Origin of the sequence: Filifactor villosus, from assembly GCF_042652965.1 — a bacterium.
GTDB classification, from domain to species: Bacteria; Bacillota; Clostridia; order Peptostreptococcales; family Filifactoraceae; genus Filifactor; species Filifactor villosus.
The window spans coordinates 11,663-29,449 of record NZ_JBHSHL010000002.1; the positions used below are offsets into that span (position 1 = coordinate 11,663).

Annotated in this window: 13 protein-coding genes; 2 read left to right on the forward strand and 11 right to left on the reverse strand. The window is 48.2% G+C overall.

What is annotated here, in order from left to right; translation table 11 throughout:
* Window positions 1–164 precede the first annotated feature (164 nt).
* The 10 genes from ACFO4R_RS00065 to ACFO4R_RS00110 all read right to left on the reverse strand — a co-directional run bounded on the left by ACFO4R_RS00065 (window position 165) and on the right by ACFO4R_RS00110 (window position 12,453).
* Window positions 165–1,322, reverse strand: a complete 1,158-nt coding sequence (locus ACFO4R_RS00065; RefSeq protein WP_379786899.1) for a saccharopine dehydrogenase family protein — start codon at window positions 1,320–1,322, stop codon at window positions 165–167.
* A gap of 238 nt (window positions 1,323–1,560) precedes the next feature.
* A complete protein-coding gene (locus ACFO4R_RS00070) occupies window positions 1,561–2,997 on the reverse strand; it encodes a sigma-54 interaction domain-containing protein (protein ID WP_379786900.1) in 1,437 nt (478 codons plus the stop codon).
* A gap of 576 nt (window positions 2,998–3,573) precedes the next feature.
* Window positions 3,574–4,164 carry a LysO family transporter gene (locus ACFO4R_RS00075; RefSeq protein WP_379786901.1) on the reverse strand — a complete coding sequence of 197 codons (591 nt, stop codon included), beginning with the start codon at window positions 4,162–4,164 and terminating at the stop codon, window positions 3,574–3,576.
* 8 nt (window positions 4,165–4,172) lie between these two features.
* Window positions 4,173–4,466 carry a LysO family transporter gene (locus tag ACFO4R_RS00080; protein WP_379786902.1) on the reverse strand — a complete coding sequence of 98 codons (294 nt, stop codon included), beginning with the start codon at window positions 4,464–4,466 and terminating at the stop codon, window positions 4,173–4,175.
* 411 nt (window positions 4,467–4,877) lie between these two features.
* On the reverse strand, window positions 4,878–6,500 hold the full coding sequence (gene groL / locus ACFO4R_RS00085) for a chaperonin GroEL (RefSeq protein WP_379786903.1): 1,623 nt from the start codon (window positions 6,498–6,500) through the stop codon (window positions 4,878–4,880).
* 15 nt (window positions 6,501–6,515) lie between these two features.
* Window positions 6,516–6,800 carry a co-chaperone GroES gene (locus ACFO4R_RS00090; protein ID WP_379786904.1) on the reverse strand — a complete coding sequence of 95 codons (285 nt, stop codon included), beginning with the start codon at window positions 6,798–6,800 and terminating at the stop codon, window positions 6,516–6,518.
* Window positions 6,801–7,278: 478 nt separating this feature from the next.
* On the reverse strand, window positions 7,279–8,388 hold the full coding sequence (locus ACFO4R_RS00095) for an ATP-NAD kinase family protein (RefSeq protein ID WP_379786905.1): 1,110 nt from the start codon (window positions 8,386–8,388) through the stop codon (window positions 7,279–7,281).
* A gap of 257 nt (window positions 8,389–8,645) precedes the next feature.
* Entirely contained in the window at window positions 8,646–10,208 is a 1,563-nt protein-coding gene (gcvPB, locus tag ACFO4R_RS00100) for an aminomethyl-transferring glycine dehydrogenase subunit GcvPB (RefSeq protein WP_379786906.1), read from the reverse strand.
* A 24-nt stretch (window positions 10,209–10,232) separates the two neighbouring features.
* The gene (gene gcvPA, locus ACFO4R_RS00105; protein WP_379786907.1) at window positions 10,233–11,624 is read right to left on the reverse strand and encodes an aminomethyl-transferring glycine dehydrogenase subunit GcvPA; all 1,392 of its coding nucleotides are present in this window, start codon (window positions 11,622–11,624) and stop codon (window positions 10,233–10,235) included.
* Window positions 11,625–11,655: 31 nt separating this feature from the next.
* Complete coding sequence (locus tag ACFO4R_RS00110) at window positions 11,656–12,453, reverse strand: SDR family NAD(P)-dependent oxidoreductase (RefSeq protein WP_379786908.1); 798 nt, start codon at window positions 12,451–12,453, stop codon at window positions 11,656–11,658.
* A gap of 549 nt (window positions 12,454–13,002) precedes the next feature.
* On the opposite strand from ACFO4R_RS00110, the gene ACFO4R_RS00115 reads away from it, so the two are divergent.
* Window positions 13,003–14,712: a sigma-54 interaction domain-containing protein gene (locus tag ACFO4R_RS00115; RefSeq protein WP_379786909.1), complete on the forward strand. Its 1,710-nt coding sequence runs from the start codon at window positions 13,003–13,005 to the stop codon at window positions 14,710–14,712.
* Window positions 14,713–15,195: 483 nt separating this feature from the next.
* Window positions 15,196–16,779: a Na+/H+ antiporter NhaC family protein gene (locus tag ACFO4R_RS00120; protein ID WP_379786910.1), complete on the forward strand. Its 1,584-nt coding sequence runs from the start codon at window positions 15,196–15,198 to the stop codon at window positions 16,777–16,779.
* Window positions 16,780–16,889: 110 nt separating this feature from the next.
* On the opposite strand, the gene ACFO4R_RS00125 is transcribed toward ACFO4R_RS00120, so the two are convergent.
* Window positions 16,890–17,777, reverse strand: a complete 888-nt coding sequence (locus ACFO4R_RS00125) for a helix-turn-helix transcriptional regulator (RefSeq protein WP_379786911.1) — start codon at window positions 17,775–17,777, stop codon at window positions 16,890–16,892.
* Between the last annotated feature and the right edge of the window lie 10 nt (window positions 17,778–17,787).

Sequence of the window (17,787 nt, forward strand, 5' to 3'; positions counted from 1 at the left end):
CAAGCATCCGTATCACCGATTTCTTTCCCGTATAAAAACGAAGTTATGACAATTTGATGAGGTATACCTCCCTCTTATCCTCTCCTTTACGGTTTTCACCTTGTTGCCAACGGGATACTCGCTTCCCGAAGAACCGGGATTTTGTTCATAATGCGACACCTCGTCTATACTTCGTATACCACCACTCCCCGTTTCGCGAGTTCGGAGACCATTTTTTGGAATCGTTCCCCGACGAAGATATTTTCGGGTTCCACGACACCTCTCATCCCCCCATCATCTTTGGCAATGATCATGGCCGCAATCGAAGCGGGGTAGGCTGTAGTAATCTCCATCGATGTGATCCCTTCTTCCTCATCACTGTAAGCGAGAAGCTCATATGCTTTTTGGACGTATTTTCCGCCCTTCTTTCCTTTGCCGTTTACCTTAAGATAAGTAAAATCTCTGACTCCCGGTATCTTTTTCATCAGGGTATTGAGTACTTCTTCGGAGAAATCTCTCGGCACAACCTTCTGTCCGCGAACCTCGATAACTTCCTTAGAAAAGAAACCCATCTCATCCAGTTCCTGCATAAACTGATAGTGTCCCGGATATCTGAGAGTGTATTCGGAGGCTCTCTTTACTCCCTTCTCAAGCAGGGTCTTATTCAAACTGTAGAGTCCATCGGTCTTGAGAGCATCTACACTCCCGTATCCCGGAATCAGATAAGATTCGAGGTTGTCCAAAGCATCCTCTACCTCCAACTTCCCGTCACGGATTACCGTAGGCGGAGTCAAATAAAGATCCAGCAATGCTTCGACGTTGAACAAGATCATATAGTCCAGGGGAGCGACCCCTAATTTTGTAGGAAGTCCTCCGCAGTAAATCGAGGTTTCTTCCAACTGATCAAACTCATAAGCAAGTTGACCCGAGCAGATGTTTCCGAAACCGGGTACGATACCGAGTCCGGGAACCACAAGGCAATCCGCCTTCTTCAAATCTTCGTCGAAATCATAGTGTTTCTCCCACATCCAGTAATCGGTGAAAACTGCCTTCTTACCCTTCGTCTTCGATAGAGCTCCATATACCTTCTCCGTGATATCCCATGTGTGGGGAAGAGAGTTTACGATCACGTCGGCCTTGTTCATCAGCTCGACGGTAGACCCCGAATCCGTGATATCAAACTCCTCCACGGAAAGTCTGTCCTCTTTGATCAAGCTCTTTGCCAACTTCAGATTTTCGCTGTCTATATCCGCGATCACAACCGTGGCATCTTGCTCAAACTTGATGATATCATAGGCGACAACTCTACCTTGCAATCCGCTTCCCAAAACTAAATACTTCATAAGTTACCTCCTTTTCCTACTTGAACTTCTACCTGTTTTCACCCCTTATAAATGCAGGTACCGTGCCAAAATGAAAAAAAGAGAAAGATTTTTTTCATCCTCCTCTCAAGTCTTGTAAGCATAGGACTCTTCTTCTATAGAGTCTTCATCTTTCTACACTTCTCTCCTTCTTTCTTAAAAAAAAAATGCCCTTATCAGGGCATCGTAGTCGATCAGTGCTCTGATTCGGGCGTTTTTCTTATCTCGGGCGTTCCAATCTTAACTTCTTTATCTTGTTATGTAAGGTCTGCCTCTTTATATTCAAGTCCCTAGCCGTTTGGGCAACATTCCAGTTGTTTTTTTCCAAGGCCTGCTTGATCAAGGTCCTCTCGTGATCATCTATCACATCGAAATACCTCGACTTTGAGGAAGAAGCCCCGGACATCTCTTGCCTTTTTTGTTCCTGAAGATAGTAGGGCAGGTTTTCCGGCAGGATTTCCTGATCGTCCTTGGAGTTGATGAAGATGTACTCCATCACATTGCTGAGTTCACGGACATTTCCCGGCCACGAGTAAGTCTCAAGAAACTCCCTTACCTGCACAGAAAACTCTCCCGGAGAAATACCGAACTTCTCAGAGAACCTTTCCCTATAGTATTCGATAAGCCGTACAATATCACAGATTCTCTCCCTCAAAGGCGGGATTCGGATACTCATGGTACTTAGTCGATAATAGAGGTCTTCCCTTAATCGCCCTTCTTCTATCAGCTTTTTCGGATCCTCATTCATGGTCACGATCACTTGAACATCGATATACTTCTCTGTAAGACCGCCGACCCTCTTTACCCTTTTTTCCTGAAGGACCCTCAAAAGTTTTGCCTGCAAAGCCGTCGGCAACGAGTTCAACTCATCTAGAAGAAGGGTCCCCTTATCCGCCTGCTCAAAAAGCCCCGGCATATTGGTCGCTCCAGTAAAGCTCCCCCTTTCCGTCCCGAACAGAATCGACTCCATCAGGTTTTCGGGAATGGCCGCACAGTTTTGAGCAATAAATGGACAGGAAGCTCTTCTGCCGAAGTTATGGATGCTCTGAGCTAAGATCTCCTTGCCCGTACCGGTTTCCCCGTAGATCAACGCGTTTAAGCCGAAACTTGCCATTTTCTTCGATCTTTCGATCAAAACCAAGGTTGCTTCATCTTCCGTAATAAAATCTTCGAAGGAATAATATGCACTCTCCTTCTGTTTGGATAATCTGCTGTTTAAGGTGACTTCGTTCTTCACTATGCTTTGAACGGACTCATATCTCTTCTTCAATCTCTCGATATCCTGTACGACCTCAACAACTCCCTTGACTTCCCCTTTCACAAGGATCGGTATGTCGGTAACAATTGACGTTATCTTCTTTCCCTTGAAATTGATATAGGTCTGAAGGTTGTTATAGATCCCGTTTCCCGTACGGATACACTTGAAGATGGTGCTGTTACTCATGTTGAAGGAAGGGAAGATGTCGAAGATATGTTTGCCCAACATTTCATGGCTTTGCAACCCTTCTATCTCACCCATGACCTGATTGTAGTAGATGAAACGACCCTCAGTGCTGATAACGGCTATCCCCTGCTCCGTGTTGTTCACGATGATATCGAGAAGTTCGGCAGCGTAGGTCCTCAAAAACGAATGCTCTCTAAACTCCTTCTCCACCATGATCGACCTCCTTCATTTGTTCCGTCTCCGACCCCTGTTTCTCTTATTATCCGATCGAAAGATCGTCATATCGATCCTGCAACTACAAAAACTCGTTTCACTCCTGCCTACCCTGTTCCAATGAGAGGGGCGTTATATCCACGCTCACAAGCACAAAAATTTGTTTTATTACTATTATCCTCCGAGTTGTGAATATAAACGTTCTGGAACCCATAGAAGATAAAACAATTTTTCGTGGTCACAGAATAGGAAAACACAGCACAAAGATCTTTCAAAGAGCGGTATCAAAACACACCGAAACGGATATGCGATCTGCCTTTTATGCAAAAAGCGAAGAGGACTCTCCTCTCCGCCTGCTTTCCACCTTCCGCCTTTGCGGGTAACGGGGCACCCTCTTTCTGTCTCTAGGTGATATCAACTACCGATATCGAGTTGTCTGCTCGGAAATCAAACAGAGAGCTTTTTCTGTCTCTAAATTATATCAAGTGCAAGTCCTTGTTGTCAAACCTGTCTTTTGCTCTTCCTCAGGTCCCGACTGCCGCCTTCGAGCCGAAAAAGATCGGGGACGGATCTGCGTTAAAGGCCGATAAAGATCGGAATAATGACTGGCACCGACAGAGACAGAACCAAGCCTGTAACAAAAGAGACGATCGCCGTCTGTGCATCCGTCGCTCCCGCCACAATGGGCAGGGTGGTATCCATCGCGGTAGCTCCCGCAGGTGCGACCGCCTCGGTATAGCCGATGTACTTGGCCACGAGAGGGATGGAGATGATGGCGAGCACCTCCCTTGTAACATTTGCAAGAAAGGACAGGGCGCTGAGCTCTGCCGAATACGGTGCAATGATGATCGGAGAAAGGGTATACCAACCGAAACCCGCTCCGAGCAGAGAGGCATCCTTCGCAGAATATCCGAACAACTTGCCGAATACGATGGAACCCGCTATGGTTCCCGTTGCTACGAGAAGGGGGGTCGTGACCGCCTTAAGTCCGATCTCCTTCATCTGCCTTCCCACATCCTTATTTTTGCCGATATCGATACCGACGAAGAAAAGCAGGAGACACAGCCCCAAGTCCAAGGCAGAACCCAAAAACGCGGGCTCTCCCTCCAGAAAGAAGGCTCCCGCCGCAAGTCCCAATATCACTGCGATCATAATTTTTATCGTCATGCTACTTCCTACCTTTCCGACTTTCCAAGCTGAAACAAACGATTGAACACAAAGACAAACAAAATACTGAAACTGATCGTAAACACCGATACCGCAACCGACTTCAATCCAAGGCTCGGAAAAGACCTCATAACCTCTTTGTTTGCTCCTACGCTACACCCCATAACAAAGAGCAGGAATAAGAGGCAGACGAGTTGAATCTTTTCCATCTCCTCAAAGATTTTCTTATGTATTTTCCCGCTCCGCGCAAACAGGACCCCCACTGCCATAATACCGATATACATCAAAATTTTAAATCCCATCCTTTTCTCCTTCCTTGATCCCTGATTCTAACACAAGTACATCTCCGCACCTTATACAATAACCCGTTTGAAAGTCCCGTATTCATTTAAACGTATTCATCCTTTACACAGCCTGCTCCAAGGGGATTTTGAGCAAGAATACTGTCGGGGAGACTTTTATACAAAATCGACTTTACAGTATTGTTCCTTAAATATGGATACCGTTCAACTCATTCGACCGCTTGAAACACCTTCCGTCTCATACGGTCCGTCGGTATTTTTAGCAAGGAACGATACCACACTCTTTTTTGAATTATGCGGTATCTCCCAAACATAAAAAGAGACGGAACAGGGTCTCCCTCTTCCATCTCTCTTATCTTACTCGTTTTTTATACAGGTTTCAAGTTTTTTCCGCCTTGTTCACAAAAAAACTTACATCATCGGCATTCCGCCACCCATCGGAGGCATAGCCGGTGTTTCTTCCTTGATATCGACTACCGCCGCTTCCGTTGTCAAGAAGGTGGCAGCTACGGATGCCGCATTTTGCAATGCGCTTCTGGACACCTTGGTTGGATCGATGATACCCGCTTCAATCATGTTCACATACTTCTCGTTCAACGCATCGAAACCGTAGTCCGCTCCGCCGTTTTTCACCTGCTCGATGATGACGGCTCCTTCCAGTCCCGCGTTAATCGCAATCTGCTTTAAGGGTTCTTGAAGAGCTTTGACGATGATCTGAATTCCCGTTTTGATCTCGGAATTCTCTTCATTCAAAAGTTTTTCTACAGAAGAGATGGTGTCCACAAGGGCAACTCCTCCTCCGGATACGATGCCTTCTTCCACTGCCGCTCTGGTCGCGTTAAGGGCATCTTCCATACGCAGTTTTCTCTCCTTCAACTCGGTTTCGGTAGCCGCTCCCACTTGAATAACAGCAACTCCTCCTGCAAGTTTCGCAAGACGCTCTTCCAGTTTTTCTCTGTCGAAGTCCGAAGAAGTGTCTTCGATCTGATGACGGATGAGAGCTACTCTATCTTCGATATCCTTCTTATCTCCCGCACCGTTTACGATGACGGTGTTTTCCTTCGTTACTTTTACACTTCCCGCACGGCCGAGCATCGTGATGTCCGCATCCTTAAGCTCCAAACCTACCTCTTCGGAGATAACGGTTCCGCCTGTCAGGATGGCGATGTCCTGCAACATAGCCTTTCTTCTGTCCCCGAATCCCGGAGCCTTGATAGCCACAACGTCGAAGGTTCCTCTGAGTTTGTTCACAACAAGGGTAGCCAAGGCTTCTCCCTCAATGTCTTCCGCAATGATGAGGAGTTTCTTGCCCTGCTGTACAATCTGCTCCAATACGGGCAGGATGTCTTGGATGTTGTTGATCTTCTTGTCGGTGATCAGGATCAACGGCTCGGAAAGGTTTGCCTCCATTTTTTCCATATCGGTAGCCATATAGGGAGAAACATAGCCTCGATCAAACTGCATTCCCTCTACGACTTCCAAGGTCGTTCCCATGGTCTTGGACTCTTCCACGGTGATGACTCCGTCTTTTCCTACTTTTTCCATGGCATCGGCGATCATCTTTCCTACTTCTTCATCTCCTGCGGAGATTGCCGCTACCTGTGCGATGGACTCTTTGTTCTCGATCGGTCTGGAGTTTGCCTGAAGAGCTTTTACCGCTTCGTCCACTGCAAGTTGGATTCCTTTTCTGATAAAGATGGGGTTCGCCCCCGCAGCGACGTTTTTCAGCCCTTCACGGATGATGGCCTGAGCAAGCACCGTTGCAGTTGTCGTTCCGTCTCCCGCGATGTCGTTCGTCTTGGTTGCAACCTCTTTGACCAGTTGAGCTCCCATATTTTCATACGCATCTTCGAGTTCGATTTCCTTCGCTATGGTAACACCGTCATTGGTGATTAGCGGACTTCCGAACTTTTTGTCCAAGATGACGTTTCGTCCCTTGGGTCCAAGGGTTACTTTTACGGTATCAGCGAGTATATTCACTCCTCTTTCCAAGGATTTTCTTGCGTCTTCTCCAAATTTCAATTCTTTTGCCATTTTATCCTCCTTCTATTACTCAACAATAGCCAAAATATCACTTTGTCTTAAGATGATGTATTCTTCTCCATCCACCTTGACTTCAGTTCCCGCGTATTTTGAGAACAGTACCTTGTTGCCTTTTACAACTTCCATCTTAACTTCTTTGCCATCCACGACTCCTCCGGGTCCCACTTCAACGACTTCCGCGATCTGAGGTTGCTCCTTCGCCGAACCTGTAAGGATGATCCCGCTCTTTGTCTTTTCTTCCGCTTCAAGCATTTGGATTACAACTCTGTCAGCCAATGGTCTGATCTTCATAGATAATATCCTCCTTTAACACTAAGTTATACTGTGATAAGCCCTCCAACCTCCCCTGTGCCGATCGGGTCTCATCGGAAGCCCGTTCGTCTCCGAGTAGCTGAGATCTCGTTATTTAACGCTTTTGGTCATCTTTTTCCAAAATATTAGCACTCATTCTTGTTGAGTGCTAACTCTATTCCTATCATACCGAAAAATCTATAGGATTGCAAGTATTTTTTTGTATATTTTTTCTCCCTCTCAATTTGAAAAATTCGTTCCCGCAGGTTCTATGGACGCACCCTCAAAGTCAGACTTGCGTTCTTCCTTCGGTTTTATGAAATAAGAAGATTTGTCGTATCAACGTTTTCAGGGATTTCATCCTTCGTACAGAATGGATTTTATACGGATTGTTCCAATGATGTGATATCCCCCTGTACTATTTCCCGCTTTTCAACCGAAGAACATTCGACCTTGTCCTATAGACAAGCAGCCTTTCTCAGTCTGTGCTTACTTTACAGGCCGTATATTCACGGTAGCCGACGACCGCCTTGTAGTATCCGCTCAGTTCCCTGTTCAGTTCCTCATCATCCGTATCGATCCTCAGGGGAGCACCTTGGAGTTCGGCAAGTTTCATCTTGGTCGCTACGATAACGATGTTCTCCCTTCCTACCTCCCGAAGCACCTCAGGGGTAAGCTGCTGATTGCCCCGCCCGAACAAAAATCCTTGTCCTCCCGTAACCGTGACGATGAGCTTGGTTCTTCTTCCCTTGATCCTCTCTATGATCTTTTCTCCGTAGACATCGTTTTCAACCAATTTTCGATTATAGATAAGGTCCACTCCGATCAAGGTGTTTTGAAGATCCAGATAGTGCATGATCCCCGCCGTCGTCGTTCCCGCCCCTATGAGATAGTAGGTATCCTCCTCCATATCTTCGATGATCTGGTGGGCGATGGCATCCGCATTGGCAAGCTCCGATAAGGGCGAGGGAGCCTTGCGGTTCTGGGTATAACGTTTTTCCACAGGGAGTTTGAGGTATCCGTAGAGTTTGGTATATATCCTGCCCCTTCGATATTCTTCCTCATCGATATCCAGAACCTCCTCGTCCTTTGTTGATCTGATCTCCCCCTTGAGAAACAGGAGAGCCAACCTTCCCGCCATCTTCGGAGAGATCGCATAGACGGGCGAGTGGATCTTAACTCCCGAAGGAATGCCCAGCACGGTTACATCGGTACCTAGTGCCTGATAGATGTTTCTCGCCGTTCCGTCCCCTCCCGCAAAGAGGATGAGATCGACCCCTTCTTCCTTCAGTACCCGCGCAAGCTCCAAGGTGTCCTCCTGCGTCGTATCGTCTCCTTCATCTCTCAGGATCACGGTCCGAAACCCCAGCTCCTGTGCTGCGCTGCCTCCCATGTCTCCTCCTGCGGTGTATACAAGGAGTTCCTCTCTGATAGGTTCCAGTTCTTCCAGAGCCTTCTTCGTCCTTTCGTTCGACTTGGGAAGAGCTCCTCTTCTTCGAGCCTCTTCCAGGCAACCGTCTGTTCCCTTCAGACCCACACTTCCACCCATCCCGGCGATGGGATTGATGATTAAGCCCAATTTTTTCAAAACGCTACCTCCTTCTGTACAGCCTGCTTTTTGATAACATCCAATCGAAGGTATCCCTCATCATTCACAAAGGCGTGTACACTTCTTCTTTGAAAAAGATCAAGGCCGCTCGAATAAAACAGCCTTGATCTTCTATTTAGTACTACTTTCTGTTTGAAATGTCGGTTATATCATTATCGAAAAACACCTTGGAGAATGATATGTTTGAAAGCATCCGACCTGCTGATCCAAACGGATGATAGTATAACAAACCTAACTTATTTGTATTTTCTGAGATATACCTTCCAAGTGGTCGCCCATTGCTCAGGATCATCCACTCCCGACTCATCGACCTGATGGGTCACACTGCGATGAGGTGCGGTTTTTATAATCTCGGGATTTTCCCTCGCTTCCTTAAAGATATGCTTCAAGGTAGCAACATATTCATCCAGGTCCTTCTTCGACGGTGTCTCCGTAGGCTCCAAGGTGGCAGGCTCCGGTAGGTAGAAGGGGTGGTGAGAGGTCCAGTAGTGCATACCGAAGTCCATCATCCTTCTTTGAATATCCAAGGTGCCGATTCCCGTTTCCTTCGTAAGGTTCTCCACCGAGTATCTTGTCTGCTCGATCCTCTGATTGTTTCCATCCTCATAGTACGCCGTAACCTCAGGCAGTTCCATCAACTTCTTGAACAGATAGTTGTTGTTGAGTACAGCTGTCTTCGCCACCTGATACAGTCCTTCTCCACCCAAACTTCTGATCCAGCAGTAGGACTTGAGGATGACGGGTGCCACTCCCATCCACTCTCGGACCTTGCCCACGCCGTTGGGATTGGAGCAGATTTCATAGTTGAGGAAGTATTTTTCTCCGTCGTAGTCCACTACAGGTGCCGGCAGGTACTGTACCAACTCCGCCTTCACTCCCGTAGCTCCGCAGGCGGGGCCTCCGCAACCGTGAGGAGTGGAGAAGGTCTTATGCAGGTTGAAGAAACACATGTCGAAACCCGCATCCCTCGCTCTGGTAACCCCGAGAAGTCCGTTCGCATTTGCCTGGTCGTAACCGCAAAGCCCTCCTACGGAGTGGATGTAGTCGACAAACTCCTTGACTCTTCCGTTGTATACTCCCGTATCTTCGGGGTTTGCAACGATGTAACCCGCCGTCTTTTCGGATGCGACCGCCTTCAACTGTTCCAGGTCGGGCAGTCCCGTGATCGGATCGGGCTGGAGATAAACGATCTTGAAGCCCTTGGTCGCCGGTGCCGCCGCATCCGACGGGTGGGAATACAAGGTCGTGATGATCTCATCCCTGTCTTCTCCCCTGTCCTTGAAGTACGAGTGCATCACCGATGCCATCGCCAGAGCTCCCTGGGATCCTCCCCCCGGTTGGAAGGTGAAGCGATCCATTCCGGAGATCTCGCACATATATCTGTCCGTTTCGTAGAAAATCTGAAGCATTCCCTGAACGGTCTCCTCCGGTTGTGCCGGATGATAGTTGCGGATCAAGCCTGCCAACTGGTCGTTGACCTTAGGGCTGTACTTGACCGTACAAGTCCCCTGGCCGATCTCAATGTTGACATCCGCTCCCAAGGTCTGCTGTGCAAGGCGCGCATAGTGTCGAAGCACCCTGCTCTGAGACATTTCGGGAAGGTTTAGTTTCGTGTTTCTCTTCATCCCCTCAGGCAGGAGGGCGAAGGGGTCTCCCACCTCGGCTACCACTTCTTCGTTTGCACCGGCTACCAGGATCCCTCTTTCGCCTTCCGTGCTCAGTTCATATATGATGGGTTCATCCCATTTTGCTTGATGAAACTTGGTTCTGACTTGTTCACTTCTATCTATTCTTTTCACGGTATCACTCCTTTGCGAACTAAACTATTGAACGATCTTTGCAAGAGCAGCTGCCAAACGATCGATATCTTCTTTTGTATGGATCTCGGTTACACAAAACAGAGCCCTCTCCTTAAACTGTGGGAACATTTCGCCGAGATCTCTTCCTCCAAAAATTCCTTCTTCCAACAATTTTCGGTTGATTTCCTCCACCTTTTTGCCCGTCTTGGAGAAGTCTACGACAAACTCTTTGAAGAAGGCCCCTTGAAGCTTGTTAGCAACCACTCCGGGCACTTCATTCAGTTTCTTGACCGCATACTGTGCATTGTGCATGATGGTCTGTCCGACTTCAAACATTCCCTGCGGTCCCATCGTTGCAAGATAGACCCCCGCCGTGATCCCCCACAGCGCCGTCTGGGTTCCTACGTATTCTTTTCCGTGCTCTCTGTGATGTCCGAAGGAAGTTCTGTCATAAGCGACATCGGCAAAACCGTACTCTCCTTTCTCGCTCGTCGGAACAATACCGAAGAGTCTCGAAGGAAACTCCATTACAAACTTTTCCTCATCGCGTGTCGCCATAAAGCCGGACTGTCCGCCTCCATAGTTCATATGGATTCCTAAGGGTTGCAGATCTCCGCAGACGATATCCGCCCCGTAGCTTGGAGGTGTTGCAAGCACACCAAGAGAAATAGGATCGATCCCCACCAGACTCAAACCGCCGACCTCGTGGACCATGTCCGAGATCTTCTGTCCGTTGGGCTCTATCACGCCGAGGTAGTTCGGATTTTCAAAATAGACCCCCGCCGTCTTGTCGCTGAGTTTCGACTTCAGATCATCCAAGTCGATCTCGCCTCTTTCGTTGCACTTTACACTCACGAAGTCGATGCAGCAACCCGCATAGTTTTTCATGACCAAGCGTTTCTCAGGGTTTAGAATCTCGGGAATGATCACTTCCGGACGATCCGTGATCCTCTGTGCCATCCTTACCGTCGTAGCTGCCGCCTGAGACCAGTCCATCGTGGGAACGTTCACAACGTCCATATCCACGAGCTCCGCCACCATACTCGCATACTCAAACAGCGACTGGAAGCGTCCTTCATCGTTGTAGGGTTCTCCTCCATAAGCGGTCATAAACTCTCCCTTACCGTTGATCTCATCGCAGATCGCAGGTACATAGTGTTGCCAGCAACCTCCTCCCAAGAAGTTCAAGTTGTCTTTGCAGTCCACGTCCTTCTTGAGCAGACCCTCGACATGTCTTCTAAGCTCATACTCCGAGCCGAAGGCCTTGGGCAGGTTCATCGTCTCCTTTAACTTCAATATTTCGGGAACATTTTTGTGCAGCTCTTCCAAAGAGCTCATCCCTATTTCCTTGAGCATTTCTTCTTGGATCTCCGGAACCGAATTCGGTATATACGGATGGCTTTCAAATCCTCTCATCTTAACATTTCCTCCTTTAAACTCCTTTTATTTATGCAATTCCGCCGCCATCTACAACAAGGGCGGCACCTGTTACCCAACTTGACAGATCACTCGCCAAAAACAGCACGGCATTGGCGATGTCTTCCGGCATACCGATCCTCGCCAGAGGTCTGCCGACTCCGCAATCTTTGAGATAGTCTTCCATATCGGCATTGTCTTCCTTGACGACTCCCGTCTGTCTTCCCTCATCTCGGAGCATTGCCGTATCGGTATCTCCGGGATTTACGCTGTTGACGCGGATATTGTCTTTTCCGTGGTCGATCGCCATCGCCCTGGTGACATTGACGATGCCTCCTTTGACCGCACAGTAAGCGACCGCCTGATCTCCTCCCTTAAGTCCCCAACCGGAACCCGTGTTGATAATACTTCCTCCGCCATTTTTCTTCATCACGGGGATGATGTACTTGGAGCAGAGGAAGAGCCCCTTGAGACCCACGTCGAGAACAAAGTCCCACTCCTTCTCGCTGAGTTCAGGCATCGTCTTTCGGACCGTGACCCCCGCATTGTTGTGGAGGATATCGATATGTCCATACTTATCGACGATGGCATCCACCGTCTGCTTGACCTGTTCCTCATCGGTCACATCGCACTTGTAGAACGAGGCCTCGCGTCCCGCAGCCCTGATCTCGGCGGCAGCCTCTTCTCCCTTGTCGCTCACATCGAGGATGACCACACTTGCCCCATAGGCCGATAAGAGCTGAGCGACCCCAAGTCCGATCCCCGAGCTTGCTCCCGTGATCACGGCTACCTTTTCACTGAGATTCAACACATCTTTTTTCTGTAACATAGTTTCTTCCTCCTATTCTTATGTAAACTCTGAATTTTACCCTTATACCGCAGATGAAGAACAAGCCCCCAACTATGGACAGGCTGTCTTCGACAAACATCGCCTGATTCGTTTGACAAGTCGACCGAAAGACAATGTCTTTTATCTGCTTTAATAATAAGCAATATTCATACCAATTTTATGAAGAGCACTTTCATAATGATATTTTCCGGAACACGACAGACCCTATACCTTCTTATCTTGATACCCTCAAAATTCGTTATTCCTATCAAAAAACCTGATTTTTTCGTTCTTTCCGCTGTCCTCCTTTACAAAAACAACAAATCTACAACCCGCTTTTCTTCTCTTTCAGACAAAATCCCTCGACCTTCTTCTTCCCGGGAAGTCGTTGATAGTCTCCTTTGAGTTTGTCATTTGTCAAATCATTGACACCTTATATCAAAAACTTGTCACACCCTCTCCGACTGTGATATACTTAGTTCATACAAGGCAAACGATTTCGGTATCCTTCTTTGAAAAACGTTTATTTGAATTGATAGGAGAATTACTATGTATAACTTGGAAGATGTTCGCCCCCTTATCGAGCGCTTGGTTCTGGCAATCTCCAACTCCCTAAAGCTGGAAATTGCCATCTTCAACAGTGAAAGTCAACTCTTCTTCTGCACTCCTACCTACTTGAAGAAGAAGGGCCGTGCGGTACACGCACCCTTTATCGAAGATGTCCTCAACAACGGAAGCATTCTGGTCAACACTCCGGGAGAAATGTCCTCCTGTATCGGTTGTAGGTTCAAGGACCACTGCCCTTCGACCGTTGAGATCCTCTGTTGTATTCGTGCAGGCACTTCGGTGGTCGGCGTTGCGGATTTTACGTCCTTTACAAAGGAAGGCCAGAGGCGGATCAACGAAAACACCCCCCTCTACCTCAATACGATCACGGAACTCTCCGCCATGATAGGAGAATTTCTCCTCAATAAAAGCGGAAACCACGACTATATCGACATACACAACCTCCTTCAGGAAAGCCTCGAGCTGTCGGGAAACGCCGTAATCCTCGCAGATTCTCACGGAGCTATTATCCGCTGCAACCAGCTTGCCAACCGTATTCTCAGTCTCTGCGGAACCATTCCCTCTTCTCTGTGGCAGTTGTTTCCCGAATCGGTGGTCAAGAGCATATTGAAGGGCAATACCTTTTTTGAAAAAAACGTTTCATTTTCGACCTTCAAAGCGAAGATCTCTACAAAACCCGTGTTCAGTAACAATCGGCTTTCAGGCATCCTGATCCGTTTCTCGGATGAGATCTATGAACAGGCCGGGCCTTCAAGCACCATCCACCCCATCATTGGAGAGAGCAGCGACATCGAAACCGTCCAAAAACTTATCTCCAAGCTCGCCAACAGCCCTACACCCATCCTGATCACGGGAGAGACAGGAACCGGCAAAGAGCTTGTGGCAAGGTCGATCCACGAGCAGAGCAAGAGAAAAAAGTACCCCTTCGTCGCCATCAACTGTTCGGGTATCCCCGAAAACCTCTTTGAAAGTGAACTCTTCGGCTACGAAGAAGGTTCTTTCACCGGAGCAAAAAAGGGCGGAAAGCCCGGAAAGTTCGAGATGGCACAGGGAGGGACCCTCTTCCTCGATGAGCTTGGAGAAATGCCTCTGTCCATGCAACCCAAACTTCTTAGAGTTCTTCAAGAGTACGAACTGGAAAGGGTCGGATCGACCAAAAAGATCCAGCTCGATATCCGCATCATCGCCGCCACCAACCAAAACCTGCGTGAGATGATCCAAAAAGGAAGTTTTCGCGAGGACCTCTTCTATCGGATCGGTGTCATCCAAATGGAGCTTCCTCCCTTGAGAAAGAGAAGGGAGGACATTCTGCCGATCAGTTTGAACTATATCGAGGCCTTGAAAGAAAAACTCGACACCCCCCTGAAATACATCGGAAAGGACGTGGAGGACTTCTTCCTCGCCTACGATTGGCCGGGCAACGTGCGAGAACTTCAAAACGTGGTCGAATATGCCGCCAACCTCTGCTATGACGAAACTATGACCTTGAAAGATCTTCCGGAGTACGTCGTCAACAAGGTCGGAAACGCACGCTCCCGCAACTACGAAGATGAAAAAAGCGAGAAGGAGCAGATCGATGAACTCCTGGATCGCTACGGCTATACCCTCGAAGGCAAGAAACAGGTCGCCAAGCTCCTGGGCATCAGCCTGCGTACCCTGTACCGCAAGCTCAGCAAGTCCAAACCTTCCTAAGTTGGTGGCATATTGACGATCCCTTCTCCAAACATGCACAGAACGGTTATTACAGCCGTTCTGTTTTTTTATTTTTAAATATTTTGACAACTGTTCCTTGACAATTGTCAAAATATCTGTCAATTTATCCTCCTTTTATGTTGCCTGTCAACCTTATACGATATTTTCTCTAAGATTTCGCAAACGAAAGCGTCGTTGTGCATATCTCTTCTTCCACCTCAGGTTTCTCTTCCGAGAACTTTTCGTATTTTGGCATACAACTTGCTCTTATATGAGGCAGGACCCGCGGAAGTCCTACAGTGTAGCTATAACTACGCAGACTGCCTCTCAAACAGAAGGCTCTTTCATCCGTCACAGGGATGGAAAACTCTCGTTTTTGTTCTATAAGGACTTCCCTAACACTCAAGGCGGTGTAATGCAGTTAAAAAATCAAATTTTTATGCCCGCCCTGCACCGCCGTCATACACCAAGGAGGTTATATCTATGGAAACTACATATGGTATTCTGGCACTTATTCCGCCGATTGTGGCGATCGGACTGTGTTTTGCAACAAAACAGGTCCTTATCTCCCTCTTTGCCGGGCTGTTCGCAGGTTCTCTGATCGTCAGCGGATACAACCCGATTCTGGGGGTCATGAAGGCCTTAGATGAGATCGTGGTCAATATGGCGGACAACGTTACACTTTTGGTGTTCACCCTGTTCATGGGTGTCGGTATCGCCTTTATCTGGAGGCTTGGAGGAAGTTTCGCCCTCGCCGATGCCGCAAAGAAACGCTTCAAAAAAAGACGCTCCGTCTGCCTCGGAACTTGGGGGCTCGGGATGGCGACCTCCATCAACGACTGCCTCGTTGCTGCAGTTGACGGAAACGTTTTTCGAGACATCTGTAAAGACTATCGAATTTCTTCCGAGAAGTTCTCTTATGTCTTGGATGCAACCGCGGCACCTTCCGCAGCAATCTTCCTCTCCGATTGGATCGCCTATCAGATAGGAATGATCGGACAGGGGCTGGATATCGCGGGAATCAAAGAAGTACAACCCGTTGCCGCCTACATCAAAAGTATTCCCTTTAATATGTATTCGATTCTTACCTTGATTTTTGTCGGTATTCTCATGTATACGGGAAAAGACTACGGACCCATGCTCAAGGCGGAGGTCCGCTGTATGAAGACGGGGGAATTCACCAGACCCGGTGCAAGCCCCATGCTCGACGTAGGAAACGAATTGGGAGAACCCAAGACGACAAAGCCGATGATCCGATCCTTCGTTCTGCCGATTGCTCTGGCCTTTATTACCATCATCGCCGGCATCCTCTATACCGGAAGAGAATTTGCTTCCGAAGGGATCATGACCGTTCTCGAAAACTGTGACGCTCAAGCTGCTCTCCTCTGGGGCTCCTTCGTGATGGCCTCGACGGGAGTAATCCTTGCACTTACTACAAAAATTATGAGTTTTGAGGAAACCATGTCGACCGTTGTAGACGGTTTTAAACTGATGTCTTTAACGGGAGCCATCCTTGTAATGGCTTGGTCTCTCAGCTCCGTGACCAAGGAAATGGGTCTGGCGCAGTTCGTCGTTCAAGCCGTGGGAGATAACATCCCTGTCGGGATCCTACCTCTGATCGTATTTGCTCTGTCAATCATCATTGCTTTCGCAACGGGAACCTCCTGGGGAACCATGGCGATTATGACCCCCTTGGTCATTCCGCTCGCTTATACGATTACCGGAGATCTTAATTTTACAGTAGGAATGAGCGGTGCCGTCCTTTCAGGTGCCATCTTCGGAGACCACTCTTCACCGGTATCCGATACAACGGTTATGGCATCGATCTTCTCCGGGGCAGATCATATCGACCATGTAAGCACCCAGCTTCCCTATGCGGGCACCGTGGCTGCCGTAATCGCGGTCTTGTATCTTGTTTTCGGTTTTACGGGAATAAGTCCTTTGATACTGCTTCCCATAGGCGTAGTGCTTTTAATCCTTGCACAACATATTCTGCACCGATACTTCCTCAAGAAGTACAACATCCCGAGTGACTATGCGCTTTCGATGACTCAGGATCATCGCTAGAACGGCGGGACATCGGCAATGTCGCTGCTCCAGCCTTAGTATTGCCCATCTATCACACTCTTCAAAAGAGGCCGTTGCTACAATTATCCTCATCTCGCAACGACCTCTTTTTATTTGTCGATATTCTTCTTCCGATACTCCTTGGGAAGGATGTGAAAATGCTCTTTAAAGGCGGCGGTAAACTTGCTCTGACTCTCATAGCCGACCCTGCGAGCGATTTCGGCTATGCTCAGCGATGTCGTCTTCATCAAATCTCCGGCCTCCTGCATCCGGTGTTCCTTGATGTGAGCTGCAATCGAGGTTCCGTACACAGCCTTAAACACCGTCTTCAAGGTAGTGGCGTTCAGGAGGTACTTTCTGGACAACTCCTCTATCGTAAACCTCCGGCTCATATTGGACACCAACCAATCATGGATCTCACGTACCGCCTCAACCTGCTCTGCATGGTACTCCGTAAGAGGACTGATCCCCTCCTTCTCCTGCTGAAAAATGAACAACAACAGTTCTACCGTCTTCAAGCGATAGTAGGTACATCGAAGAGCTTCGTCCTGATCATAAAAACCCTCAAAGATCTTCTGCGTAGTCTGATTCCCAATAAAGGAGGCAACTCCCTCGTTTTTGCAAAACTTTTCATAAAGTCCCCTTGCAGTAACGGGAGTTCCCTCAAGCAGTTGGGGAGGTTCCTTCTCAAAGGCGGCCAAGTCAATAAAGACGGTCAGCCCCCGATAGAACTCGTTGGGTATGATGATCTTGGCACTCGCACAGGACTTCATCGTATGAAGTGAAAAATCTCCCTGACCCAGATAAATGCTGTTTCCATTCTGCATCTTCCAACCGATACGCCCTTCCTTACAATAATTGATCTCGATCGCATTGTCCACCGCCCGATGATGCGACTCGATCTTATCGCTTTGAAGGCGGAGAAACGCAAGCTCTACCCCGGGATAAAGAACGATTCTCCTCCCGTCTTCGAAGGCCATCTCCTTCGTTCCCTTCATCCAACCCTCT